The organism is Kitasatospora sp. NPDC032121 (assembly GCF_055580145.1).
Genome location: NZ_JBVILX010000006.1, coordinates 160,474 through 185,135 on the forward strand (window position 1 = coordinate 160,474; position 24,662 = coordinate 185,135).

26 protein-coding genes and 1 pseudogene are annotated in these 24,662 nt (G+C 73.4%); 17 read left to right on the plus strand and 10 right to left on the minus strand.

Annotation, left to right across the window (positions count from 1 at the left end; genetic code table 11):
* Positions 1-4: 4 nt before the first annotated feature.
* Positions 5-808: a nucleotidyltransferase domain-containing protein gene (locus ACZ5OX_RS18585; protein ID WP_465631074.1), complete on the minus strand. Its 804-nt coding sequence runs from the start codon at positions 806-808 to the stop codon at positions 5-7.
* Positions 809-1,042: 234 nt separating this feature from the next.
* On the opposite strand from ACZ5OX_RS18585, the gene ACZ5OX_RS18590 reads away from it, so the two are divergent.
* On the plus strand, positions 1,043-2,254 hold the full coding sequence (locus tag ACZ5OX_RS18590; RefSeq protein WP_465631075.1) for a glycosyltransferase: 1,212 nt from the start codon (positions 1,043-1,045) through the stop codon (positions 2,252-2,254).
* 21 nt (positions 2,255-2,275) lie between these two features.
* Here ACZ5OX_RS18590 and ACZ5OX_RS18595 read toward each other — a convergent pair whose 3' ends face one another.
* Positions 2,276-3,220 carry a hypothetical protein gene (locus ACZ5OX_RS18595; RefSeq protein WP_465631076.1) on the minus strand — a complete coding sequence of 315 codons (945 nt, stop codon included), beginning with the start codon at positions 3,218-3,220 and terminating at the stop codon, positions 2,276-2,278.
* Complete coding sequence (locus ACZ5OX_RS18600) at positions 3,217-3,750, minus strand: SigE family RNA polymerase sigma factor (RefSeq protein WP_392913762.1); 534 nt, start codon at positions 3,748-3,750, stop codon at positions 3,217-3,219. Before ACZ5OX_RS18600 ends, ACZ5OX_RS18595 begins: the two co-directional genes overlap by 4 nt.
* Before the next feature lie 122 nt (positions 3,751-3,872).
* Here ACZ5OX_RS18600 and ACZ5OX_RS18605 point away from each other — a divergent pair, with 122 nt between their 5' ends.
* From ACZ5OX_RS18605 to ACZ5OX_RS18655, 11 genes are all read left to right on the plus strand, one after another.
* Positions 3,873-4,631, plus strand: coding sequence for an alpha/beta fold hydrolase (locus ACZ5OX_RS18605; protein WP_465631078.1), 759 nt, complete (start codon positions 3,873-3,875; stop codon positions 4,629-4,631).
* A 142-nt stretch (positions 4,632-4,773) separates the two neighbouring features.
* Positions 4,774-5,256: a hypothetical protein gene (locus ACZ5OX_RS18610; protein WP_465631080.1), complete on the plus strand. Its 483-nt coding sequence runs from the start codon at positions 4,774-4,776 to the stop codon at positions 5,254-5,256.
* 242 nt (positions 5,257-5,498) lie between these two features.
* Positions 5,499-5,867, plus strand: coding sequence for an urea transporter (locus ACZ5OX_RS18615; RefSeq protein ID WP_465631081.1), 369 nt, complete (start codon positions 5,499-5,501; stop codon positions 5,865-5,867).
* Positions 5,868-6,015: 148 nt separating this feature from the next.
* Positions 6,016-6,321 carry an urease subunit gamma gene (locus ACZ5OX_RS18620; protein ID WP_033349169.1) on the plus strand — a complete coding sequence of 102 codons (306 nt, stop codon included), beginning with the start codon at positions 6,016-6,018 and terminating at the stop codon, positions 6,319-6,321.
* A 3-nt stretch (positions 6,322-6,324) separates the two neighbouring features.
* Positions 6,325-7,191, plus strand: a complete 867-nt coding sequence (locus tag ACZ5OX_RS18625) for a sirohydrochlorin chelatase family protein (protein ID WP_465631083.1) — start codon at positions 6,325-6,327, stop codon at positions 7,189-7,191.
* A 23-nt stretch (positions 7,192-7,214) separates the two neighbouring features.
* Entirely contained in the window at positions 7,215-7,661 is a 447-nt protein-coding gene (locus ACZ5OX_RS18630) for an urease subunit beta (RefSeq protein ID WP_465631084.1), read from the plus strand.
* Positions 7,661-9,385 (plus strand): urease subunit alpha, encoded by a 1,725-nt coding sequence (ureC, locus tag ACZ5OX_RS18635; RefSeq protein WP_465631086.1) that lies wholly within the window; start codon positions 7,661-7,663, stop codon positions 9,383-9,385. The genes ACZ5OX_RS18630 and ureC overlap by 1 nt, the downstream gene beginning before the upstream one ends.
* A 74-nt stretch (positions 9,386-9,459) precedes the next feature.
* Positions 9,460-10,185, plus strand: coding sequence for an urease accessory protein UreF (locus ACZ5OX_RS18640; RefSeq protein WP_465631088.1), 726 nt, complete (start codon positions 9,460-9,462; stop codon positions 10,183-10,185).
* A gap of 46 nt (positions 10,186-10,231) precedes the next feature.
* On the plus strand, positions 10,232-10,852 hold the full coding sequence (gene ureG, locus ACZ5OX_RS18645; protein WP_465631090.1) for an urease accessory protein UreG: 621 nt from the start codon (positions 10,232-10,234) through the stop codon (positions 10,850-10,852).
* Between the two features lie 77 nt (positions 10,853-10,929).
* Positions 10,930-11,886 (plus strand): urease accessory protein UreD, encoded by a 957-nt coding sequence (locus ACZ5OX_RS18650; RefSeq protein WP_465631092.1) that lies wholly within the window; start codon positions 10,930-10,932, stop codon positions 11,884-11,886.
* A 129-nt stretch (positions 11,887-12,015) separates the two neighbouring features.
* The gene (locus ACZ5OX_RS18655; RefSeq protein ID WP_465631094.1) at positions 12,016-13,269 is read left to right on the plus strand and encodes a PQQ-binding-like beta-propeller repeat protein; all 1,254 of its coding nucleotides are present in this window, start codon (positions 12,016-12,018) and stop codon (positions 13,267-13,269) included.
* A 300-nt stretch (positions 13,270-13,569) separates the two neighbouring features.
* Here the strand turns inward: ACZ5OX_RS18655 and ACZ5OX_RS18660 are convergent.
* Positions 13,570-13,758, minus strand: a pseudogene (locus tag ACZ5OX_RS18660) (transposase); the annotation flags it as partial.
* A gap of 37 nt (positions 13,759-13,795) precedes the next feature.
* Positions 13,796-14,356, minus strand: coding sequence for a GNAT family N-acetyltransferase (locus ACZ5OX_RS18665; RefSeq protein ID WP_465631095.1), 561 nt, complete (start codon positions 14,354-14,356; stop codon positions 13,796-13,798).
* A 108-nt stretch (positions 14,357-14,464) separates the two neighbouring features.
* On the opposite strand from ACZ5OX_RS18665, the gene ACZ5OX_RS18670 reads away from it, so the two are divergent.
* Positions 14,465-15,202 (plus strand): ArsR/SmtB family transcription factor, encoded by a 738-nt coding sequence (locus ACZ5OX_RS18670; RefSeq protein WP_465631097.1) that lies wholly within the window; start codon positions 14,465-14,467, stop codon positions 15,200-15,202.
* On the opposite strand, the gene ACZ5OX_RS18675 is transcribed toward ACZ5OX_RS18670, so the two are convergent.
* Both ACZ5OX_RS18675 and ACZ5OX_RS18680 read right to left on the minus strand, forming a co-directional pair.
* A complete protein-coding gene (locus tag ACZ5OX_RS18675; protein WP_465631099.1) occupies positions 15,199-15,645 on the minus strand; it encodes a protein-tyrosine phosphatase family protein in 447 nt (148 codons plus the stop codon). The genes ACZ5OX_RS18670 and ACZ5OX_RS18675 overlap by 4 nt on opposite strands.
* Positions 15,646-15,674: 29 nt before the next feature.
* Positions 15,675-17,171: a helix-turn-helix transcriptional regulator gene (locus tag ACZ5OX_RS18680; protein WP_465631101.1), complete on the minus strand. Its 1,497-nt coding sequence runs from the start codon at positions 17,169-17,171 to the stop codon at positions 15,675-15,677.
* A 152-nt stretch (positions 17,172-17,323) separates the two neighbouring features.
* On the opposite strand from ACZ5OX_RS18680, the gene ACZ5OX_RS18685 reads away from it, so the two are divergent.
* The 4 genes from ACZ5OX_RS18685 (at position 17,324) to ACZ5OX_RS18700 (ending at position 21,766) form a co-directional block, all read left to right on the plus strand.
* On the plus strand, positions 17,324-18,253 hold the full coding sequence (locus ACZ5OX_RS18685) for an NADP-dependent oxidoreductase (protein WP_465631103.1): 930 nt from the start codon (positions 17,324-17,326) through the stop codon (positions 18,251-18,253).
* Positions 18,254-18,551: 298 nt separating this feature from the next.
* On the plus strand, positions 18,552-19,283 hold the full coding sequence (locus tag ACZ5OX_RS18690; RefSeq protein WP_465631105.1) for an MIP family channel protein: 732 nt from the start codon (positions 18,552-18,554) through the stop codon (positions 19,281-19,283).
* A 290-nt stretch (positions 19,284-19,573) separates the two neighbouring features.
* Positions 19,574-20,362, plus strand: coding sequence for an SDR family NAD(P)-dependent oxidoreductase (locus tag ACZ5OX_RS18695; protein WP_392913773.1), 789 nt, complete (start codon positions 19,574-19,576; stop codon positions 20,360-20,362).
* A 630-nt stretch (positions 20,363-20,992) separates the two neighbouring features.
* Entirely contained in the window at positions 20,993-21,766 is a 774-nt protein-coding gene (locus tag ACZ5OX_RS18700; RefSeq protein ID WP_465631108.1) for a GNAT family N-acetyltransferase, read from the plus strand.
* Positions 21,767-22,374: 608 nt separating this feature from the next.
* Here the strand turns inward: ACZ5OX_RS18700 and ACZ5OX_RS18705 are convergent.
* Genes ACZ5OX_RS18705 through ACZ5OX_RS18715 form a run of 3 tightly spaced genes read right to left on the minus strand, consistent with a single transcriptional unit; the run spans position 22,375 to position 24,495 of the window.
* Positions 22,375-22,896: a hypothetical protein gene (locus tag ACZ5OX_RS18705; protein WP_465631110.1), complete on the minus strand. Its 522-nt coding sequence runs from the start codon at positions 22,894-22,896 to the stop codon at positions 22,375-22,377.
* Between the two features lie 4 nt (positions 22,897-22,900).
* On the minus strand, positions 22,901-24,160 hold the full coding sequence (locus tag ACZ5OX_RS18710; RefSeq protein WP_465631397.1) for an amidase domain-containing protein: 1,260 nt from the start codon (positions 24,158-24,160) through the stop codon (positions 22,901-22,903).
* A 2-nt stretch (positions 24,161-24,162) separates the two neighbouring features.
* Entirely contained in the window at positions 24,163-24,495 is a 333-nt protein-coding gene (locus ACZ5OX_RS18715) for a type VII secretion target (RefSeq protein WP_465631111.1), read from the minus strand.
* Positions 24,496-24,662: the final 167 nt, after the last annotated feature.

Below are 24,662 nucleotides of genomic sequence, written 5' to 3' on the forward strand. Positions count from 1 at the left end.
CGGTTCAGCGGCCCAACACGGCCACCGTCTCCCGGGTCAGCTCCCGGGCCCGGGTGACGGTGGCCGTCAGTTCCGCCGCCGACCCGCCGGGTGCGGCGAGCAGGCCGCGTGCGACCTTGCCGAAGTCCCTTGGCGTGTCGGGCAGTTGCTCCGCCACTGCCAGGGCACCCTTCTCGTTGAGGCACCAGCGGCGGTGGTGGGCGTACAGCGCCTGGACCAGGATGCCGACGGCGCGGGACAGGCAGAGCGAGACGTGCAGGGCGTCGGCGCGGACGGCGCTCTTCGCGGCGGTGTCCAGCAGGAAGCCGGCCTCCCAGGTGGCCGCGGTGAGGGCCTCGCGCAGCGGCTCCGGGTAGTCGGCGGTCTGCCGCTTGAGCCGCGTCAACTCCCCGGTGGGGTCGGCCAGTGGCTGCCCGAGGGCGACCTCGCCCGGGTAGCAGGGGGACCAGAAGCCGAGCGGATGGCCGGCCTGCGTCCCCACCTCGTAACGGCCCTCGCGGCAGTCCGCCCACACCCGTCCGACCCGGTCGAGGTCCCGAAGGATCCAGTCCACGGCGACCGCGTCGACCCGCAGCCACGCCCCGCCGTTCACCCACGGTCCCCAGCGGCCCGGGCCGGCCACCTCGACCCCCGGCCCGGCGAGTTCACGCAGCGCGTCGAGGTCGAGGCTGCCCCGGTAGTACACCCCGAGGTCCCAGTCCGACTCCGGCCGCTCCTCGCCGCGGGCCCGGCTCCCGCCGAGCATCACTCCCACCACGCCTGGCACACGGGTGAGTTGACCGGCCATGGATTCGATGATCGCGCGCATGGGGTGATTCTGGCAGGAGGCCCGCTTCTCAGGAGGCTAGCCCCGAGGAGGCTGGCCCGGAGGAGGCCGTCCCCGAGGAGGCTGGCCCCGAGGAGGCTGGCCCCGAGGAGGCTGGCCCCACTCCTCGCCACTCTCAAGCTATAGCGCACGGGGGGCCTTGCCACAAGGCCCCGGTGATGCCGCAGAATCACCGGCTCAAGGACACGAAGCCGGGGAAAGAACGGGGAGTTCGACGTGCGAGTGGTGTTGTCGACGTACGGGTCGCGTGGGGACGTCGAGCCGATGGCCGCGCTGGCGCTGCGGCTGGAGGAGCTGGGCGCCCCGGTGCGGGTGTGCGCGCCGCCGGACGAGGAGTTCGCGGCTCGGCTGGCCGAGGCCGGGGTGGACGTGGTGCCGGTCGGGCAGTCGGTGCGCGCGCTGGTCAGCGGGCCGCCGGCGCCCTCGGGCATCTCCGAGCGCGCCGCCCGACTGGTCGAGCAGTTCCACGCGGCGGTGCTCGGGGCGGCCGAGCCGGGCGGCGCGGTGGTGGCCACCGGCCTGTTCCCGGCGGCGGCCGGCGCGCAGTCGGCGGCCGAGCGGCTGGGCGCCCGCTTCGCGTACGTCGCCCTCCAACCGACCGTGCTGCCCTCCCCGCACCACCGGCCCTTCGAGTACCCGATGGCGCCGTACCCGCCGGAGGTGACCGACCGCCGGGAGCTGTGGGAGCTCAACATCGGGACGATGAACGCGCTGTTCGGGGAGGCGGTCAACACCCACCGGGCGGCGGTCGGACTGCCCGAGGTCGACAACGTCCGGGACCACGTCCTCACCGGCCGGCCGTGGCTGGCCACCGACCCGCTGCTCGACCCCTGGCCGAGGCCGGTCGGGGCGGGGTGGCCCGAGGCGGTGCAGACCGGCGCGTGGATCCTGCCGGACGAACGACCGCTGCCCGCCGACCTGTCGGCCTTCCTGGGCGCCGGTGAGGCGCCGGTGTACGTCGGCTTCGGCAGCATGCCGCTGCGCGACCCGGCGGGCGCCGCCCGGGTGGCTGTCGAGGCCGTCCGCGCCCAGGGCCGGCGGGTGCTGCTCGGCCGCGGCTGGGCCCGGCTCGCCGAGGTGGACGGGGCCGGGGACTGCTTCGCGGTCGGCGAAGTCAACCAGCAGGCGCTGTTCCCGAGGGTCGCCGCCGTCGTCCACCACGGCGGCGCCGGCACCACCACCACGGCCGCCCGGGCGGGGGTGCCCCAGGTGCTGGTCCCGCAGATGGTGGACCAGCCGTACTGGGCCTCGCGGGTGGCGGCGCTGGGCATCGGTGCCGCCCACGACGGCCCGACCCCGACCACCGAGTCCCTCACCGCCGCCCTGCGCCACGCCCTCGCCCCCGCCACCCGCGAGCGCGCCGCCGCCCTCGCCGCCGGCATCCGCACGGACGGCGCGGCGGCGGCCGCGAAGCTGCTGCTCGGCTGAGGGGGCGTCGGGCGGGCGTCCTCAGAAGCCTGGCTCGGTCAGGTACTTGGCGCCGGCGTTCGGAAGCACGTTGCCGTCCCTGTCGAAGAACTGCCAGGAGCTCGCCCGCTTCGCCCCCGGGCGGGGCACCACCACCGCGCGGACGGGGGAGTCGGCCACGGTGACGGGCGGCGGCTCGGTGGAGGTGCCGTCGGTCCAGGTCACCACCACCCGGCCGACGTCCGGGCCGAGCGAGAGCAGCACCACGTCGAGCGGGGCCACGGTGTCCCCCTTGCCCCGGTGGCCGACCAGACCGCCGCCGACGGTGGTCCGGCTGCGCGGGTCGACCTTGCCCGGGGCCGGCTGGACGCCCTCGGAGTCATGGCTCTGCCGCACCCCGTCCACGGTGAAGTAGACGTCGACGACATCGAAGTCGGGCTGCCAGTACCGCCGGACGTACTCCTCCGTCGGTTCGGCCACCGCCGAGTCGTAGCGGCTGCGCTCCTTCCATACCGCCGTCGCCTGCTCGAACGCCCGCTCCCGTGGGGCCTCCGGCCACAGCGCCTCCCACAGCTGCCACTGCTTGCCGTCCGGGGCCATGCCCTGGCCCAGCAGCACCCGGACCGGGGTGAGCGGGTCACGCACCGCGGCGGTCGCCGAGGGCGCGGCGGTCGTCGAGGGCGCGGCGGTCGCCGGTCCGAGCACGGCGCCGACGCCCGCCGGGCCGACCCCGTGGGCGGGCGCCGGGCCCGGGCGCAGCTGCGCCAGCGCTCCGCCGGTCAGCGCCACCACCGCGGCCAGCGCCACCGCGCCGACCACCGCACGGCGGCGGTGCCGCAGCCGGCGGCCGCCCGCCACGATGTCCGCCACCGGCGCCGGACCGATCCGCGCGCCGGCCGCCGCCTCGGCCAGGCCGAGGCCGACCCACACGTCCCTGCCGTCGTCCACGCCCGTCCCGCCCGGCTCCTGGTCCGTTCCGCGCCTCATGCCGTTCCTCCGATGTGCGTCGTGTCCTTGAGTTCCACCAGTGCCGTGACCTGCCGCAGCCGCGCGATGCCCTTCGCGGCGTGGCTGCGCACCGCGCCCACCGAGCAGCCCATCGCCGCAGCCGTCTGGCTGTCGCTCAGGTCCTCCCAGTGCCGCAGCACCACCGCCTCGCGCTGACGCGGCGGCAGGGTGGCCAGCGCGGCCAGCAGGGCCCCGCGCTGGTCGGAGCGGGCGAAGCCGTCCTCGGTCCCCGCCGCGTCCGGTACCGCGTCCACCAGCAGCTCCGGCGCCCGGCGGCGCCAGCGGCGGGCGTGCTGGTTGACCAGGATCCGCCGCACGTAGGCGTACGGATCGTCGGCCCGGCGCACCCTCGACCAGGCCGCGCAGGCCTTCTCGGCGGCGGACTGCACCAGGTCCTCGGCCGCGTACTGCTCGCCGGCCAGCAGGTACGCCGTCCGCACCAGGCGGGGCCAGGCCGCGACGATGAACGCCTGGAACCCGTCGTCCCGCTCGCTCTTCGCATCTCCCATGAGCACCTCCGAGCACCTCCTTCACCCGTCCAGAGCCCGGGGACCGCCGCAAGCGCTTACCGGCGGGCGCGGCGACTTCAAATCGCTTGGGGAACGGGGACGAGGGCACTAACATCCGCCGGATGATCATTTCTCATGACGTAGCAGGCAGTGGGCCCGCCGTGGTGCTGCTGCACTCCTCGGTGTGCGACCGGCGGATGTGGGACGCGCAGTGGCAGCCGCTGATCGACGCCGGGTACCGGGTGGTCCGCTGTGACTTCCGCGGCTTCGGCGACACACCGCTCGCGGAGAGCCCCTACAGCGACACCGGGGACGTCCTGGCCGTGCTCGACCACCTGGGCATCGAGACCGCCACCCTGGTCGGCGCCTCCCACGGCGGCCGGATCGCCCTGACCGCGGCCGCGCTGCGCCCCGAGGCGGTCACCAGGCTGGCCCTGCTCTGCGCGGCCATGCCCGGACACCAGCCCAGCGACGCCCTGCGCGCCTTCGGCGACCGCGAGGACGAACTGATCGAGGCCGGGGACCTCGACGCGGCCGTCGAGCTGAACGTCGACGGCTGGCTCGGCCCGGACGCCGACGAGCAGGCCCGCGCGCAGGTCCGGCTGATGCAGCGCCACGCCTTCGACGTCCAGCTGGAGGCGACGATCGGCCCCGACCGCGAGGACGTCGACCTCGGCCGGATCACCGCCCCCACCCTGGCCGTGGCCGGCGCCCACGACTTCCAGGACTTCCGCGACATCGCCGCCGCCCTCCCCACCCTCCTCCCCGACGCCCGCCACCGGGAACTCCCCTGGGCCGGCCACCTCCCCAGCCTGGAGCGCCCCGCCGAGATCACCGCCCTCCTCCTGTCCTTCCTCGGCGAGCCCGCCCCGGGCGCGTAGCCGCTCCGTCAGCGGCGGAGGTTCCGGCTGCGGAGGCTCCGGTGGCAGTGGCTCCGGTGGCAGTGGCTCCGGTGGCGGCGGCTCCCGGTGGCAGCGGTGAAAAGCCGGGACTCGAACGTGTGTCGGGAGCCATGATGGCCGGGTGCACTTCAGCTCGGAATCCAACGCGGACGGCGTGACGCGGCGCCGGTTCACCCTCGACGGCGTGCCCGGTGTCCTGTGGCAGCCGGACGGGCCGCCCCTCGGTGGGCGGCCGCTGGTGCTGCTGGGGCACGGCGGCGGCCAGCACAAGCTGGGGCCGGGGCTGGTGGACCGGGCGCACCGGTGTGTACGGCGGCACGGGTTCGCGGCGGTGGCGCTGGACGCGCCGGGGCACGCGTCGCAGACGGAGGCGGCGGGTCGGGTCGGCGTGCCGGTGGAGTTCCTGCTCCAGTGGGACGACCGGCTGGTCCGGCGCGAGGGGGCGCTCGCACTGTTCGGCGCGCTGGGGTCCCCGGAGAAGACGCTGCACGCCAACCCCGGGGGCCACCTGGACGTGCCGGAGCCCCAACTGGACTCGTTCGAGCGGTTCCTGGCCCGGCAGCTCGGTGCCGCGGAGGCCGACCGGGATGCCAACCGTCAGTAAAACTTCGCAAAGGATTTCTCCCTGCAACGAACCCGACGGGCATCGACTTCAACATATTGTTGCAGTTCAGTGGCCCGATGGTCACCCTTCGTGGATTTGACATGACACTCCGCTCCCCCTGGACTTCACAATCCGTAGGAGTACGGTTCCGGAGGGATCGCCGGGTCCGACTTCCAGGCAGGCCGGCCGTACCGGAAATGGTGCGCAGCATGGATTGGCAAAAGGGTGGGGAAAGCGTCCCGGTGGCGGCTCGTCCGATATCCGGCAGCGTGTTCGTGGAGGTCCTGCGCGGCGTGGCGCAGGTCGATTTCATGCCGTCCGTCGTGTGCGGACTCCTCTTCATGACCGCACTGCTCGCCGCCGGCCAACAGTTCGGCGTCTACGGGCTGCTCGGCAGCGCCGTCTCCACCACCGTCGCGTACGGGCTGGCGCCCGACGGCCGGAGCGCGGCCTACGCCCTGGTCGGCGCGGCCGGCGCGACCGTGCTGACCCCGGCGCTCGGCGCGGCCTCCGCGCCCTTCGGCGGCCATGCCTCCACCTGGCCGTTCGTGCTGACCACGATGCTGTTCCTGGCGGCGGTGCCGGCCGTCCCGGGCCTGCGCCGGACCTGAATTCCACATCCGGTTCCCCCGGAGTTCCCGTACTTCGTCCGACTTCCAGCAATGAAGGCAGTGCAGGCAGTCCAAGCGGTCCAATCGGTCCGATCAGTTCCCGCTTTGTCGCACTCCATCGGATTCCCGGAAAGGAAGAGTGGTCCCCGTGAATCTCTCGCCGCGTGAGATGGACAAGCTGTACATCTACGTCGTCGCCGATCTGGCCCGCAAACGCCGCGACCGCGGTGTCAAGCTGAACTACAGCGAGGCCTGCGCACTCATCAGCGAGGCCATCATGGAGGGCGCCCGGGACGGCCGCACCGTCGCCGAGTGCATGGAGATCGGCAAGCAGGTCGTCAGCAACGCGGACGTCATGCCGGGCGTGCGCGAGATGCTCCCGCTGCTCCAGGTCGAGGCGGCGTTCCTGGACGGGACCAAACTGGTCTCGTGCCACGACCCGGTGGGTGCCTGAACGATGACCTGGTCCCAGGCCGCCACCGTGGTACTGGCCGGCGGGCACGAGAGCGACGGCGGACGGGACCTCGCGACGCTGGTCGCGACCGGACCCGCCGTACACGCCACCGGACCCGCCGTACACGCCGCCGCCCCCGCAGGCCGTCCGCTCACCGAGGCCGTACGGTCGGCGCTCGCCGCGGCGGGCGGCGGGCCGGTGTGCGTCGTGCCGATGACGCTCGGCCGCGACCCCGGGCTGATCGCCGACACCGCCCGGGCACTGCGCTGGCTCGTCGCCGGAGAGGGCCGCGGACGGCTCGCCCTGACCGCGCCCTTCGGCGCCGCCGACCACCTGATCGGCTGGCTGCGGGCCGCCGCCGGCGCCGCCCCCGACGGCGCGGTGCTGGTCACCGCCCCGGCGGCCGGCCCGTTCGAGGACGCCGAGCTGTTCCGGATCGCCCGTCTCGCCCGCCAGTACGGCCGGCACCGCTGGGTCGAGGTCGCCTTCGACGGCGGCGACCCCGACCCGGCCGAGGGCGCCGAACGCTGCCGACTGCTCGGCGCCCGCGAGGTGACGGCCGTTGCGGCCTCGTTCGGCCCGGCCCTGCGCACCGCCCTGCCCGGCGTACAGGACGGCGGCCCGCTGCTGCGGCCGTCCGCCGTCGCCGGGGTGGTCGCGGCCAGGACGGCGGCGGCGCTGCACCTGCTCGGGCACGGGGAGGACGGCATCCTGGCCGGCCTCGACGCCGAGCACGGGCACGGCTACGCGCACAGTCACGGGCCGGGCTCCGGGCACGGCCACGGGCCGGGCGGGCAGCACCACCGGCACCACGGGCAGCACCACGGCCACACCCACGACACCCACGAACCCGCACACGTCCCGCACTGACCCGGCAGAGAGGAAGGCCAGCCATGTCCGGCAGCGCCGCGTACCTGTACGGCGACGACCCGGTGGAGATCAACGCCGGCCGCGCCAAGGCCACCGTCACGGTCAGCAACACCGGCGACCGGGCGATCCAGGTCGGATCCCACTACCACTTCTTCGAGGCCAACCGCGCCCTCGACTTCGACCGCAACGCAGCCTTCGGCAAGCACCTGGACATCCCGGCCGGAACCGCCGTCCGGTTCGAGCCCGGCGACACCAGGGACGTCACCCTCGCCGAGTTCGGCGGCCACCGCCGCCTGGTGGGCTTCGCCGGCCTCGTGGACGGCGGCATCACCGCCCCCGGCACCCGGGCCCGCGCCGTCGACCGGGCCATCGCCCGCGGCTTCCAGGGCACCACCCTCGACCACAAGGAAGACCGGCCACGGAACCTCTCGACGGAGACCCGCCCGGCCGACCAGGAAGGCGACCGCTGATGGCCATCCTCTCCCGCAAGCAGTACACCGACCTCTTCGGCCCCACCGTCGGCGACCGCTTCCACCTCGCCGACACCAACCTCGTGGTCGAGGTCGAGCGCGACTTCAACCATGGCCACTACGGCGACGAGGCCGTCTACGGCGGCGGCAAGGCCATCCGCGACGGGATGGCCCAGGACCCGGCCGCGACCTCCGCGCAGGGCGCGCTCGACCTGGTGATCACCAACGTGGTGGTCATGGACCCGGTGCTCGGCGTCGTCAAGGGCGACATCGGCGTCAAGGACGGCCTCATCGTCGCCGTCGGCAAGGCCGGCAACCCGCACACCCAGAGCGGAGTGCACCCCCGGCTGGTGATCGGCCCCGGCACGGAGGTGATCTCCGGCGAGCACCTGATCGCCACCGCCGGCGGCATCGACACCCACATCCACTTCATCGCCCCGCAGCAGGTGCAGGAGGCGCTGAGCAACGGCATCACCACCCTGATCGGCGGCGGCACCGGCCCGTCCGACGGCACCAACGGCACCACCTGCACCCCCGGCCCGTGGAACATCCACCGGATGTACCAGGCCGTCGAGGACCTGCCGGTCAACGTCGGCCTGCTGGGCAAGGGCAACGGCTCGCTGCCCGGCGCGCTGCGCGAGCAGGTCGAGGCGGGCGTGTGCGGCCTGAAGGTGCACGAGGACTGGGGCAGCACCCCGGCCGCGATCGACAGCGCGCTGAGCGTCGCCGACGAGTACGACGTGCAGGTGGCCATCCACACCGACACCCTCAACGAGTCCGGCTACTTCGAGGACACCCTGTCCGCGATCGACGGCCGCACCATCCACACCTTCCACACCGAGGGCGCGGGCGGCGGCCACGCCCCCGACATCATGCGGATCGCCGGCGAGCCCAACGTGCTGCCATCCTCCACCAACCCCACGCTGCCCTACACCGTCAACTCGGTGGACGAGCTGCTGGACATGGTGATGGTCTGCCACCACCTCAGCCACAGCATCCCCGAGGACGTCTCCTTCGCCGACTCCCGGGTCCGCGCCGAGACCATCGCCGCCGAGACCGTGCTGCACGACGAAGGCGTCATCTCGATCTTCTCCTCCGACTCGCAGGCGATGGGCCGGATCGGCGAGTCCTTCACCCGCGCCTTCCAGACCGCCCACCACAGCAAGGACCAGCGCGGCAAGCTCGCCGGCGACAGCGAGCGCAACGACAACTTCCGCGTCCTGCGCTACCTCGCCAAGCTCACCATCAACCCGGCCGTCGCCTCCGGCACCGCCGACCACATCGGCTCGCTGGAGCCCGGCAAGCTCGCCGACATCGTGCTCTGGCCGATCAACTCCTTCGCCGCGAAACCGAAGATGGTCATCAAGGGCGGCGTGATCAACTGGGCGCTGATGGGCGACCCGAACGCCTCGCTGCCCACCCCGCAACCGGTCTACTACCGCCCGATGTTCGGCCAGTACGGGCGGGCCAGGCAGGCCACCCGGGTGTCCTTCATGTCGCAGGCCGCCGTCGACCTCGGGGTCCCGGCCCGACTCGGCCTGGAGAGCCGGGTGCTGCCGGTGCGGCGGTGCCGCTCCGTCGGCAAGCAGCACATGGTGCGCAACGACGCGCTGCCGAAGATCGCGGTCGACCCGGAGACGTACAAGGTCACCCTGGACGGTGCGCCGGCCACCATCGAACCGGCCCGCGAGCTGCCGCTCAACCACCTGTTCTACCTCGCGTGAGCACCGGCGCCGAAGGCGGTCCGGGCCTTCCGGGCCTTCCGGGCCTTCCGGGCCTTCCGGGTGGTCCGGAGGGTATGGGTGGTTCGGGCGGTTCGGAGGGTCCGGACGGGCCGGGCGGCCTGGACACGCTGCTGGTCTGCCTCCAACTGACCGACTCGGCCTTCCCCAGCGGCTTCTACACCCTCTCGCACGGCCTGGAGGGCTACGCCCAGGCCAAGGCCGTCACCCCGGACACCCTGCCCGAGCTGCTCGCCGACCTGCTGCGGCACGGCGTCGGACCGTCCGACGCCACGGCCCTGGTCCTGGCCCACCGGGCCGCCACGGCGGGTGACTGGGAGCTGCTCGCCGAGACCGACCAGCGGCTTCACGCCACCAGGCTCAACCGCGAGCTGCGCCTGGCCGCCACCCGAACCGGACGCCAACTCCTGGACATCGCCCGGGAGTCGGTGGGCGGCGCGCCGCTGGAACGGTACGCCGAGCTGGTCGCGGAGAAGCGCGCCCCCGGCTGCCAGGCGGTGGCGGCCGGGGTGGCGTACGCCTCGGCCGGCGTTCCGGTCCACCAAGCCGTCACCAGCGACCTGTTCGCGTTCTGCACCAGCTTCGTCGGCGCGGCGCTGCGGCTCCGGCTGACCGATCACCGCAAGGCGCAGGTGGTGCTGCGGGCGGCCTCCCCGGTGATCCGGGAGGTCGTATCCGCCGCCCTGGAGCGTGACCTGGCGGACCTGGGCGGCTGCGTGCCGGTCGCCGACGCGATGTCCGGGCGGCACGAGCGGGCGGAGGCCCGGCTGTTCATGAGTTGACCCCCTGCATCCGCACACGGCACAACGGACCATCAGAGGAGGAGAGTTGACCGAGAACGTGCTCCGCGTGGGCATCGGTGGGCCGGTGGGTTCCGGCAAGACGGCGCTGATCGAGGCGCTCGTCCCGGTGCTGATCGCCCGAGGCCACCGCCCGGCGGTCATCACCAACGACATCTACACCCAGGAGGACGCCCAGCACGTGCGGCGCACCCTGGCCGGGGTACTGGACCCCGAGCGGGTGGTCGGCGTGGAGACCGGCGCCTGCCCGCACACCGCCGTCCGGGACGACCCGACGATGAACCTCGCGGCCGGCGCCGAGATGCTGGAGCGCTTCCCGGACGTCGACACCCTGCTCTTCGAGTCCGGCGGGGACAACCTCACGCTGACCTTCAGCCCGGTGTTGGTGGACCTCTTCCTCTTCGTCCTCGACACCGCCGAGGGCGAGAAGATGCCCCGCAAGCGCGGCCCGGGCATCACCGAGTCGGACCTGCTGGTCATCAACAAGATCGACATCGCCCAGTACGTCCGCGCCGACCTCGGGGTGATGGAGTCCGACGCCCACCGGGTGCGCGAGGGCGGCCCGGTCGTGCTCACCAACTGCCTGACGGGGGAAGGGCTGGAGGAGATCGCGGCCTTCCTGGAGACCTTCCGGACGGTTCCGGCATGACGGCTTCCCCGGCTGTGGCGGCTTCCTCGGCTGTGGTGGCTCCTCCGGTTTCCTCGGCTCCTCCGGGTTCCTCGGCGGTGGCGGCTTCGGCGGTGCCCCGGCTCGACCCCCGGCACTACGAGCCGGCCCGCGTCCCGTACGCGGTCCGGCGCTTCGCCGGGACGCCCGACACCCTCGCGGTCGGGAGTCCCGGCAAGGTCGGGCTGCTGGAACTGGCCTTCGAGAAGATCGGCGGGCGTACCGAACTCACCGGCCACTACCAGAAGTCACCGCTGCAGATCATGCGCCCGCTGTACTTCGACCCGGCCCGCCCCGACCTCGCCGTCACCTTCCTGATGTCCACCGGCGGCGGCATCCTCCAAGCCGACCGGCTCCGCACCGACCTGCACTGCGGCGCCGACACGGCCGTCCACCTCACCACCCAGGCGGCCACCAAGGTCTACCGGATGGAACACGACTACGCGACGCAGCTGGTCAACCTGACGGCCGGCCCGCGCGCCTACGTCGAGTACCTGCCCGAGCCGGTGATCCCCTTCGTCGACTCGCGCCTCTACCAGCGAACCGTCCTCACCGTCGACCCGGGCGCGACGGTGCTCGCCGGCGAGACCATCCTGGCCGGCCGACTCGCTCGAGGCGAGCGCAACGCCTACCGGGTGCTCGCCTCCGACCTCGAAGTCCGCCGCCCGGACGGCGAGTTGGTGGCACTGGACACCGTCCGCCTGGAACCCTCGGCGGGCGGGGGCAGCGGCGTCACCGGCCCGGCGGTACTGGCCGGGCACGACGTGATGTCCAGCCTGTACGTCCTCAGCCCGCTCGCCCCGGCGGGCCGGATCGCGGACGCCCTGCACGAGGCGGTGGCCGACCGGGACCGCTCGCTGCTGTACGGCGTGAGCGTGCTGCCGCAGGACAGCGGAGCCTGGCTGCGCCTCCTCGGCGCCGACACCCGGGCCTGCGCGGCCGCCCTGCGCGCGGCCTGGGACGCGGTGCGGCGACTGCTGATCGGGGCGCCGGCGCCGGAGCTGCGGAAGACGTAGTAGCGGCGGCCGGGGTCGCTCGTGATCTTCTTCCGGGTCCGGTACAACCCCGGGGCGGGGTGCGAAGTCCTGTCTGGCGTGAACGAGGATGCGAGACGGGATGCCGCGCCGGACGGGACGCGCGAGGTCGTGCCGGATGTCGTGCCGGAGGCCGTGACGGACGGCGCGGCGACGGACGTGACGACTGAAACGACGGCCGATGTGCCGAAGCCTGCGGCGGATGATGCGCAGGCCGGGTCGACGCCGCCGGTCCGGCGCCTGGTCAGCCGCCGAAAGCTGCTGATGGGCGTCGCGGGCCTGGGTGCCCTCGCGGCCGCGGCGGGTGTCAACGAATGGTTCCGCCGGAGGAACTCACATGGTCCGCGGCTCTGGCAGACGACCGCCGCGAGCGGGCGGCTGGAGCTGTCCACCGGCCGCCAACAGGCCCTCTACGTCTCCGGGTTCGATCGCAGCGTGCGAGCCCTCGACCCGCGCACCGGCGAGGTCCGCTGGAGCCACTCCGTCAGCACGCCCCACGACGCCGACCCGCAGGGCGGCTGGCCACTGGCCGCCGGAGAGGGGACGGTGTGCGTGGCCACCGACACCCACCTGCGGGTCCTGGACGCGGAGTCGGGGGAGCAGCGCTGGGAGGCGGCCGCACCGTACTGGTCCCAGTTCGCTGGGAAGCAACGCCCCGCCGTCAGCGGCGACAGCGTGTTCGCGGCGCACGGGAGCTCCGTGCGCTGCTTCGATCTGGCCACCGGCAAGCCGCGCTGGACGGGCCCGGTGCTCCACGCGGACGCCCTGGCCCTCGACGGCGGCACCGTGTACGCGGCCGGTGAGTCGACCGGGGTCGTCGCCCTGGACGCGCGCACCGGCGAGCAGCTGTGGGAACACAAGGTCGCCGTCACCGGCCCGCTCACCGCCCACCGGGGAGCTCTGTTCCACACGTCCGAGGGGCTGGGCGGCACGGTCGTCACGGCACTGGAGGGGGCGACCGGAGAGGTGCTCTGGGGCTCCTTCCAGTACGGCCGGGTGACCTGCCCGCTGTCGGCGGCCGACCGGACGGTCTTCGTGTTCGGCGGGGCCCGCCTGCACGCGCTGGACGCGGACACCGGAGACCGGCGCTGGTCCGCTGACGTCCCCGTCGGCAGCCGCCCCGGGCCGACAGCCATGACCGCTGCCGCGGGTGGTGGCGTGTACGCCGACGCGGGCGACGACCAGCTGTACGCGTTCGACCTCGCGACGGGTGAACTGCGCTGGCAGGACCAGTCGGAGCCGCCCGGCGGCGACACCGGAGGAGGAAGCCCGATCCGGCTGGCCGCCGCCGACGGGACCGTCTACCGCTCCAGCCGCGCCGGGATTGTTGCGCTCGGTGCGCTGCCCTCGCCGCCGCCGGTTTGACGGGGGTCAGGGGTGGCGGCGAGGTGCGCGACGCTGAACCGGCCGACGGAGCCGTCGGCGCGGCACTGGGCGGACCCCTCACCACCGCCCTGGGGGCCCGCCAAGTGCTGACCGGCACTGGCATCGCCATGATCTTCGTCGCCGCCTGCGCTGCAGCACTGTGGATCCGCAGCACGAAACGGCACCAGATCCGCACCCACGCACTCCCAGCTATTGACCCACGCTCCTAGGCTCAGGGTCGTCCCGTAATTGATCTCCGGTGGATCGAGGTGGGGTGATCCGTCTCTGGGCGGGCTTCGCCTATGCGGCCTGGAGGAGGTTGTGCAGGCGGGCGACGCCAAGCATGGCGTAGTGGACGCCGTCGCCCTTGAGACGGCAGTCGCGGAGGATCTTCCAGGTCTTCATCCGGGCGAAGACATGCTCGACGCGGGCGCGAACCTGCTTGTGCTCGCGATTGTGCTGGGCCTGCCATTCGGTGAGCTCGCCGCCGGTCATGAGTTCACCGCGCCCCAGCGGCATGAGGGACTCAGAGCTCCTTGGTCATGTAGACGCGACTGGTGCCGGCCGGCGTGCACGGCACTTCCCCTATGCGGCGCCAGCCGTTGCGCTCGTAGAACCCGGGTGCCTGGAAGCTGATGGTGTACAGGACGGCGGCCCGGCAGCCTCGCGCCCGCCCCTCCTCCTCGGCTCGGCGCAGGATCTCGCTGCCCAGGCCCGAGCCACGCAGCTCGGGCGGCAGGTGGAAGAGGTCGATGAACAGCAGGCCGAGGGATGTCCGGCCGGTCAGGCCGCCGAGGATGCGGTGGGTTCCGGGGGCGCGGACCAGGACGGCCAGGGGGCGGCGGTCGTCGATGCCGGTGATGTCGGTGTTGAAACGGTCCAGGGCGTTCGAGATCACCGCCGTGTCGGAGGGACTGGGCTCGTCGGTGAGGACAAGCTCGGGCGCGGGCCTGCTCGGCGGGCCCGGTGTGTGCGAGTGCGTGCGGGCTATGGCGAGAGCGGCGTCCGCGAGCGGGGCCAGCGGGCTGGCGGCGTGGGCGCCGGGAACCGTGCAGCGTCGCAGGTACAGGGTGATGAGTCGCAGCATCGGGCGTTCGTGCTCCTTCAGAGGGCGGCTCGGGGCGTTCAGGGCGGGGAGCCTAGAACGCCGTCCGTTCGGCACGGACCGAACCGACGCTCCGCGATACTCGAAGGCATGGCGGCTGTTAGAGCGAACAAACCCGACAAGGCGCACACCGACATCGGCCTCGACCTCGCCGCGGTGGCGCGACTGCTCGCGGAGGACACCCGCGCCCACATCTGCCTGGCCCTGCTGGACGGCCGGGCCTGGACGGCGCGCGAGCTGGCCCGCCATGCCGCGGTGGCACCGTCGACGGCTACCGAGCACCTGAACTTGCTGGTGAATGGCGGCCTCCTTACCGAGGAACGGCACGGCCGCCACCGCTACCTACGGCTCGCAGGCCCCGAAGCGACGGCACTGATCGAGAGCCTGGCCGAACTAGCCCCGCGCCGCCCCAGCCATCCCATGTCATTGGGCGCCACCGGCCGGGCGCGTGCCCTGGCCCGTGCCCGACTTTGCTACGACCACCTCGCGGGCGCCCTCGGCATGGCCGTCACGGACGCGTTCGTCGCGGGTGGCCTGATCACGTGGGAACCGGAACCACGGCTCACCTCGGCAGGAACGGCCCGCCTCGCCGAGCACGGCATCGAACTACCCACCGCCACCCGGCGCCCACCGGTGCGCTCGTGCCTGGACTGGACCGAGCGCCGCCCCCACCTCGGCGGCGCCGTCGGAGCCGCGATCTGCTCACACGCCCTGGACGCGGGCTGGGTCACCAGAATCGGCACAGGCCGCGCCCTGGCACTGACAGAACCCGGCCGCCAGGCATTCCGCGACCGCTTCCAGGTCTCTGAGGACCGGCTCCCCGTCTAAAACGGGACAGTTCTTAGCCGCTCCACGAACTCGCGCTGCTCCGGCGTTTCGACGGCGTGCGGGTCGTAGTGCTCCCGCACGTACGCCACCGCCTCCGCCGCCGGGACGCCGTCCAGGACGGCGATGCACGCGAGGCTGGTCCCGGTGCGGCCCCAGCCGCCGGCGCAGGCGAGTTCGACGCGTTCGGTGGCGGAGCGCTCCCAGGCCTCGCGGAAGGCGTCGGCGGCGTCCGCGCGGTCGGCGGGGAGGCCGAAGTCGGGCCAGCGGACCCAGCGGCTCGACCAGTCGACGTGGGGCGGCTTGTCGTCCAACAGGTAGAGGCCGAAGGTCGGTTGGGGCCCGGGAGGCATGGGTCGGCTGAGGCCGCGGCCGCGCAGGAGGCGGCCGGAGGGCAGGCGCAGGATGCCGGGGGTGCTGGGGTCCCAGCTGGTGGGGTCGGTCATGGCGTCTCTTCCGAGGTGGGGTGGGGTGCTCAGGATGCCGCGTGCAGCCCGACGGGCGCGCGCGGCAGTCCGGCGCTGTGGGCCAGGGCGGCGGCCTCGCCGCGCGAGGAGACGTCGAGTTTGGCGAGGATGTTGGCGACGTGGAACTTCACCGTCGACTCGCTGATGTGCAGGGCCGCCGCGATGTCGCGGTTGCGGCGGCCCCGCGCGAGCTGGTCGAGGACCTCCCGTTCGCGCGGCTGGAGGCCGTCCAACGGGTCGGTGGCGAGGACGGGTTCGGGCAGGGCGAGCGGGAGGTCGACGGTCACCGTGGTGCCCCAGCCGGGGACGGCCTCGACGCCGTGGCGTCCGCCGAGGGCGGCGATGCGGTCGGCGGTGCGGTGGACGGTGAGGGCGTCGGCGGTGAGGACGCCGAGGCCGTCGCCGCGCACCACGGCGCGCAGCAGGCCGTCCGCCGTGAGCTGCCAGCTCACGTGCAGCCGGGTCGGCTTCTCCTGCTCCAGCATCAGCAGCACGGCCACCCGAACGGCGTCCCGGGCGGTGTGCGCGGCATCGGCGGGGACGGACCGGTCGGCCTCGGCCGGGGGCGCGACGTCGAGCTGTACCCGGGTGTGCCGCAGCAGCGGGCGCAGCTCGCGCACCAGCCGGGCGAAGGCGGCGTCGGCGGGCTGCTCGCTGAGGGTGCGGTCCAGTTCGGCGCCCTGGCGTAGGTCGAGCAGGGCGGTGACGGCCAGCTCGGTGGCGGTGCGGCGGGCCGTGGCGTCGTCCAGGTCGGCCGAGCGCAGCGGCGCCAGGATCGCGGTGAGCGCGGCGCTGTGGGTGCCGGTGAACTCGGCGATGGCGCGGGCGCGGGCGTTGGCGGAGGCGCGGGAGGCGGTGGCCTGGGTGGGGGCGGCGTCGGTGGCGCGGTGGTCGGAGTGGGCGACCACCAGGTCCCACAGTTGCTGGAGGACGGCGAGCGCCCCGGTCGCGAGCGGTTCGGCGTCCCGCCGGACGAGGACCAGGACGGCGCCGTCGCCGTTGCCGGGCGTGGTCGCCGTGACCACCACCGGTCGGGACTGCCCGGCGAGTTCGGCCTCGCCCTGCCAGGGGCGGCCGGCCGCGGTCGTCCCGGCCACGCGTTCGGCCAGCCGGGACAGGTCGAGTGAGCCGATGGCCCCGGTCAGCTCGGGCGGGCCGTAGTTGTGCGTGGGGCTGAACGTGCAGACGCCGCTGAGCTGGGCGAGCGCCGTGTGGGGGACGAGGGTGTCCAGGACCGCTGACAGCTGCCGCAGGAGGTCCGGCCGGGGCGTGCGCAGCACCTCGAGGGCTCGGGCCAGCGCGTCCTCGGGGCGGCCCCAGCGCTGCTGCCAGGCCTCGCCCCCGGCGTCGGCCCGGCCGTTGCCGTCGGTCCGGTCCGTGCCGTGAGGTTGGCCCTTGCCGTCGGCCCGGCCGTTGCCGTCGGTCCGGCTCTTGCCGTGGAGTTGGCTCTTGCCGTCGACCCGGCCCTTGCCGTCGATGCCGTTGGAACCACTCATGCCGTCCATGCGCTCCAGCCTAGTTCGAGGCACCGACGGTCCCGCCTGGCCGTTCGGACAGGTCGAACCGTCCGAAGGACCGGCCGGGCGCCCACCGCTCCGGTCACAGGATGGAAGGCGTCGGAAGACAGACCAACTCTCCTGGAACCGAGGGACTTTCCATGACCAAGGCGATCGCCTTCTCCGAGTTCGGCGGCGTGGACGTGCTGCGCCCGATCGACATCGAACTGCCCGCCCCGGGCCCCGGCCAGGTGCGGGTCGCGGTCCGAGCGGTGGGCGTCAACCCGGTGGACCGCAGGCTGCGCACCGGTGAGCTGGCCGGGCTGTTCCCGGTGGTCTTCCCCTACGTGCCGGGCGTCGAGGTGTCCGGCACGGTGGAGGCAGTCGGCGCCGAGGTGAGCGGCTTCGAGCCCGGCGACGAAGTGTTCGGCAGCACGATGGGCGGCGCCTACGCGGAACACGCGCTGCTCGACGCGGCGGCGCTGGCCCACAAGCCCGCCGGGCTGAGCTGGGAGGAGGCCGCCGCGCTCCCGACGGCGGCCGAGACCTCGGAGCGGGTCCTGGACGTCCTCGGCGTACGGCCGGGCGAGACGTTGCTGGTGCACGGCGCGGCCGGCGGGGTGGGCACCGTGCTGCTCCAGTTCGCCCGGGCGCGCGGGATCACCGTCATCGGCACCGCGAGCGAGGCCAACCACGACCATCTGCGGGAACTCGGCGCGATCCCGGTGGCGTACGGCGAGGGCCTGGCCGAGCGGGTGCGGGCCGTCGCCCCGGGCGGGGTGGACCGGGCGCTGGACGCGGCCGGGCGGGGCGGGGTGCTGCCGCTGTCGGTCGAGCTGACGGGCAGCGCCGACCGGGTGCTGACGATCGCCGACATGGAGGACGGGCAGGAGCACGGCGTCCGCTTCAACGGCGGTGTCGAGGGCGTCGAGCCGTACCACCAGCGCGCCTTCGCGGCCGCCGTCGCCCTGCACGAGGCGGGCACCCTGCGGCTGCCGCTGCACCGGGTGTTCCCGCTGGCGGAGGCGGCGCAGGCGCATCGGGTCAGTGAGGCCGGGCACCTGCGCGGGAAGATCGTGCTGACGGTCTGAAGGCCGTTCCGGCCTGCCTGCCGACCGTTCTGCCGCCCGGCCGTCGACCGTTTGTCGACCGGTCCGAGGGCTGTTCGCCGCCCGTCCTGTCCGCCTCTGCCCGTTTTACCTCCGTTTTGCATTGGGCTCGCCATTTTCGTACGGTTTCATCCGTTCGGAGTAATTCGGCAGGCGGACGCGCCGTGAACACGGTGGTGGGCCGTTCGGCCGACATGCGATCCCTCGAACGGTCGACCAGGGTTGGCCGGACGTGGGCGGTACCGGACCGCCTGCCCTGACGGTCAGGAGGACCAGGCGCATGGGTGGAACGGACAAGCGGGCGGTGATCGGCGAGTTCCTCGGGACCCTGCTGCTGGTGCTGCTGGCGGTGGGCGCCGCGGTGCTCGCGGGGGAGGCGATCGGTGCGGTGGGCATCGCGCTCGCGTTCGGTTTCGTGCTGCTCGCGCTCGCGTACGCGCTGGGCCCGGTCTCCGGCTGCCACGTCAACCCGGCGGTGACGCTCGGCTTCCTGCTGGCCCGCCGGATAGACGGGCGCACGGCGGTGTCGTACTGGGTGGCACAGGTGCTCGGCGGCATCGCGGGTGCGGCGCTCGTCCTGCTGCTCGCGAAGCAGGTGCCGGGGCTGGAGACCCACGGCAAGCTCGGCACCAACGGCTGGGGCGAGCGCTCCCAGGTGCACATCAACGCCGGCGGCGCGTTCCTGACCGAGGTCGTCCTCACCTTCCTGCTGGTGTACGTGGTCCTGGCGGTCACCCACCGGCTGGCCGCGGTCGGCTTCGACGGGCTGCCGATCGGCGTCGCACTGATGGTCGTCCACCTGGTCGGCATCCCGCTCACCGGCACCTCGGTCAACCCGGCGCGCAGCCTCGGCCCGGCACTCTTCGCGGGCGGCGAGGCGCTGTCGCAGCTGTGGCTGTTCCTGCTCGCCCCGCTGGTCGGCGGCGCGCTGGCGGCGGGCGCGCACCTGCTGACCCACCCGCAGCCCAACCTCCCGGTGGCCGAGGCCCTGGCCACGGACGCGCGGGTGTAGCTCCCGCGGCCTTCACCGCGCACCGGCTGCACGCCGGTCGAACGGCGGCCGGGACCGTACCGACGGCCCCGGCCGCCGTTGTCGTTCCCGCCGTCGCCGTCGTTCCCGCTGTCGCTGTCGCTGTCGCTGTGGGCGCTGTCGTTGTCGCCGCCGCAAGTGCTCCCTGTGGCCGTCGCCCCGCTGGTGCCGCCGCCGAGTGTCCGGGCCGCATTTGAGCCGCCGACCGGCCGGATCCGGCGCATCGGGCGGAGAGCCCCGGCTCCCGCCCCTGCGCTGGGTAGAGTCGCGCCATGGTGACTGTGAACGCGGGGAGCCCCGCGGCCGGGCGGCTGGCCGGCCGCTCCTGCGTGGTGACGGGCGCGGCCAGCGGCATCGGACGGGCCGTCGCCGAACGCTTCGTCCGGGAGGGCGCGTCGGTGGTCGCCACCGACGTGGACGCGGCCGGACTGGACCGGCTGGCCGAGCAACTCCCGGGCGCCGTCAGCACGGTGGTCGGCGACGTGGCCCGGGACGAGGACGCCCGCCGGATGGTGGCGGCCGCCGTCGAGCGGCACGGACGGCTGGACGTCCTGGTCGCCAACGCCGGGATCATCCCGCTGATGGAGATCACCGAGGCCACCGCCGAGGACTGGGACCACGTCATGGCGGTGGACGGCCGCGGCATGTTCCTCACCTGCAAGTACGCGATCGAGGCGATGACGGCGCAGGAAAGGCCCGGCGGCTCGATCGTCTGCCTGTCCTCCATCTCCGGCGAGGCCGGCCAGCGCGGCCAGGCGGTGTACGGGCCCGCCAAGTTCGTCGCCTCCGGCCTCACCAAGCACCTCGCCGTCGAGTGGGCCGACCGCGGCATCCGGGTCAACGCCGTCGCCCCCGGCACCATCACCACCGAGCGGGTCGCCCGGCTGTACGACGAGCCCGGCGGACCCGAGTACCTCGGGGCGATCGAGAAGCTGCACCCGATGGGCCGGCTCGGCGTCCCGGCCGAGGTCGCCGCGGCCGTCCTCTTCCTCGCCTCGGACGACGCCTCCTTCGTCACCGGGGTCGTGCTGCCGGTGGACGGCGGCTACCTCGCGCAGTGACCCCCGGGTGCCGCGCTGAGCGGCCGCCGGCGGAGCGCCCCGGCCACGACAAGCGCGCCTGCGGGCCGCCCCGGTGTGGATTCCTGATCTTCTCGTCGAGCCGCTCCGGTCGGGGCGCTGACCGTCAGTCGGCCGCGGGCTCGACGGCTGCTGCGACGGAGCGGCGTCGGAGCCCAGCGGCCACAAACTCCATCTCGACCAGCGTGCCCACCAGACCGGTTGTCCTCAGCTCGTGGGCCATGGCCCGGGCCTGTGTCAGCGAGAGCCCGTGAATCTCCCGCAGGGCATGCAAGACAGGGACAAGGCTCGACTCGGGCCCTGAAAGCCGAAGTCGAGCAGGGCCGTGCTCTGCCAGCAGCGCCTGGCGGATCTCCTCGGGAGTCGGCCCGCCGCTGTCCTGCTCGCACCACGCAGCGGGACAGGTCCGGCATCCCCCTTCCGTGCCCCACCACACCCGGACTCGGCTGCGCCGTGATCGCCGAGGTCCTCCCCGCCCGCCGCACCCCGGGCAGCGCCCGCCTGGCTCGTCTGCCCGGCTCGCCTGCCTGGCCCGCCCGCCGGCCCGCCGCTCGCGGCCGGTGGCGCGGAAACTCGATGGCGCGCGCTCCCGCGCCGTGTTGGAGTGAGCGGATGGATCATGACGAAGTGCTCGCCCTGTTCGACGACCGACTCCGACGCAACGCGCCGCCCGACCCGGACTGCCGTGTCGAGCGCGACGGCGCGGTGGTCCGGCAGGTGGGTCCGGAGCACAGCTGGAACGGCGTGGTCTGGTCAGGCCTGGACGAGGCCGGGGCGGACGCGGCCATCGCCGCACAGGTGCGCCACTTCGCCGGACTGGGGCTGGAGTTCGAGTGGAAGGCCTACTCCCACGACCGCCCCGCGGACCTCGGCGCCCGACTGCTGGCGGCCGGCTTCACCCCGGAGCCGGACGAGGCGCTGATGATCGCCCGGATCGCGGACCTGCCCACCGAGGCCGCCCTGCCCGAGGGCGTCCGGCTGCTCCCGGTGACCGACCCGGCCGGGGTGGACCTGCTGATGGAGGCCCACGTACAGGCCTTTGGCACCGAGCACCCCAACCTGCGCGAGCGGCTGCTCGACCACCTGCGGCACGGCAACGAGACGGTCAGCATGGTCGTCGCGATGGCCGGTGACCGCCCGGTCAGCGGCGCCCGGATGGAGCTGATCCCGGGCACCGGGTTCGCCGGCCTCTGGGGCGGCGGCACCGCGCCCGACTGGCGCGGCCGGGGCATCTACCGCGCCCTCGTCGCCCACCGCGCCCGCCTCGCGGCCGAGCTCGGCTACCAGTACCTCCAGGTCGACGCGAGCGACCAGAGTCGGCCCATCCTGCAGCGCCTCGGCTTCGCCTGGCTGAGCACGACGACGCCGTACGTCCACCAGCCGTAGGACCTGCCGGGGGCGGTCGGCCCTGGCCGGGACGACGGAAGCCGACGGAAGTCGGGTTGGTCCCGCGTCGTCGGCACCCATCCGGGGCCAGGAGAGCCGTGACCACCCTGTGCCCACGAGAGCCGTGACCACCCTGTGCCCAGTCGGCCGACCGGCCGACCTGATCGGCGCGGGACTCTCGGCGTACGTCGGCCTGGTCCTGCCGGCCCCGTCCGTCGGCTGGTCGTCGGTGGTGACCGCCGCGGCCATCGCGTGCTTGGCTCTCGGGCTGGGAGCGCGGACTGTGCCGGAGCGGGCCTGAAGGCCTCCGGTGCCCTTGTTCCCCCTGCCCCTGCCGATCGGCAGGGGCAGGGGGCGAGTTGCTGCTCAGGCTCTGCCGTTCAGCACATGTGCGGGAGGGGCGCCCGGGGTCATCGTTGAGGCACCACGAGCGGGGGCGGTCTGGTCCCCGGGGAAGGAGCCTCGACATGTTCGACCTCTGGTCTCTGCGCGTCCTCGGATCGCCGACGGCTGGGCCCGTCCTCGTCGGCTCGGGCGCCGGCTTGGGCGGCGCCGGCCTGGGTGCCGGCTCGGGCTCGGGTATCCGCCCGGTACTCGCGCGGTGGCGATCAGGACGGGAGCGGTGCCTGACGCGCCGCGGCCGCACCGACCACACCCGCGGCGGCCACGCCCGGAGCCGTCACACCTGGTGCCGCCGTGTCCGGAGCCGTCCTGCCCGCAGCGACGGCGTCCGTGAGCCGGCCCTGTCCGAAGCAGGCGCTCCGCTGCGTGCCGGTGTCGTGCGCGGCGGTCTGCGCGAGGGCGTACTGGAACGGCACCCCGATCGCCGCCACCGGCAGCAGGACGCACAGCAGTGCGTGCCCCAGGCCGATCCGGAACGTCCTGCGCCGAGCGGCGGTGACGAGCTGCCAACCGCCCCAGCACACCGCGCCGATGCCGAGCACCAGCCCCGCCCAGGCGAGCGGCAGCACGTGGGCCGGGGCGCCGGGGCTGTTTTGGCAGCGGCTCACCAGCGCGTGGATGTCGCCGTCCGCGAGGAGCGTCGGCACGCCGAACGCCCACCCGAGGCAGCCGAGCAGCAGCGGGCCGCCCGCCCGCAGCCACCGGGGAGAGCGCTGTTCCTCATTCATAGGCCTAGTACCAGTCCGGATTCACGCGGACGAAGTGCAGCTTCTGGTGCCCGCGCTGCTCCTGGAAGCTGTCGATCCGACCGCCCAGGCTCGCGTTCTGCTGGCCGCCGCTGTGCTGGGTGTAGCGGATGTCCCCGTCCGGGGTCACCGCCGTCACCACCGCGGTGTGGTGGACGACGCCCTTCTTGTCCTGCGAGTCCTGGTCGGAGTCCTCCTCGTAGTAGACGATGTCCCCGGGCCTCACCTCGTCCGGAGTGAGCTCCTGGCCGCCGTGGCGCATCATGAAGTCGTGCATGTTCTGCGCCCCGGCCCAGCTCTTCGAGTAGTCGAGTCGCTGGTCGAACCAGTCGCCGCCGGCGTCGTCGCTGCGCCCCCAGGTGTCGTCCCCGCGCCAGCCCCACCACTGGTCCCACTTGGCGTGCACGCCGCCCTGGCGCAGCGCCTCCGAGGCGAAGTTGGTGCAGTTGTCGTCGAAGACGTCGATGGTGGTGTCGTTCCAGTGCTCCAGCGCCCACTGCACGGTCTTCACCCGGTCGTACTTTGCATTGGGCCCGCCGCGCAGGCTCACCTTCACGTCGTCGGGGATGCCGGGGAGGTTGGCGAGGGTCACAGGGTTGGAGAGCATCAGCTGCTTGCGCTGGTTGTCGGTCAGCGCGTTCCACCAGTCGCTGACCAGCCGGGGGTCCTGCCCGCTGGGGATGTCCCCGGTGTACATGGACAGTTCGGTCTGTGAGGCTTCGCGCTGGAGCTGGTCCAGCGCCTTGCGTGGATCGGTCTCGCAGGTCGCCCCGGCGAGTCTGCGCAGCTCGGCGGAGGCCAGCCTGTCGGCCTGGGCGGCCTCGCGCAGCGCCTCCTGGAGCAGCGCGTCGATCTCCTGGACGACGTTGTCGTTGGAGGCCGCCGCGCCGCCGCTGCCGTGGACGGTGGCCGTGGACTCGTCGACGGTGAGGCCGTACTGCCTGGCCATGTCCAGGGCGGAGTTCAGGGTGAGCTTGGCCCTGGTGATGCTGGCGCTCAGCCCGTCGAGGACCATGACGACGCCGCGCATGATGTCCGCGCCGGCCTCCAGGATCTCGGCCTGCTCCTGGAGTTTGCGGCCGGCAGCCTCGCCGACCTTGTCCTTCCAGTTCTCCTTGAGCGGGTCGACACCATTGGCGTGGATGTCGTTGACGGCCTGCCACGCCTGCTTGGACAGGGCGAGCCAGGAGCCGGCGGCGGCGTCGACGTCGATGCTGTTGGCGGCCTTGAGCGCCGCGATGGTCATCGTCACGGCTGCTGCTCCGTCGCCGCGCCGCCGAGGTCGTCGAGCGCGGACTCGAGCCGGCGGGCGTACTCCTGGTCGGCCTGGTCGTAGGAGTGGGCCGAGTCGTGCAACTGCTGCGAATAGACGTGAAGTTGATCGACGACGGACTTCACATGGGCCTGCCAGGCGTCGGCGCAGTCCTTCAGTGCCGGTCCGGAGTCCCAGGCCGACATGCTGTCGGCGGCCGTGTGGCTGTCGTCGAGCCAGTGCCCGACGGGCCCGAAGGTCTTGGCGGCCTCGGTGAGGCCGTTCGCGGACTGGCGCAGGGCATGCGTCTGGACGTGGATGTGATTCATCGTCAGTTCCCCCTACCCGGCTATGTCGACTCTGATCGACATGGGTGCGGCCATCGTAGCCATCGGATCGGAAGGGAGGGGTCATCTGGAAGTCATGAACAGGTAATCCAGCAGGGCCGGTTGCCTTCGATCCTGCCGGTCTCCCGAGGAGTCGGCCGCTGGTCCGG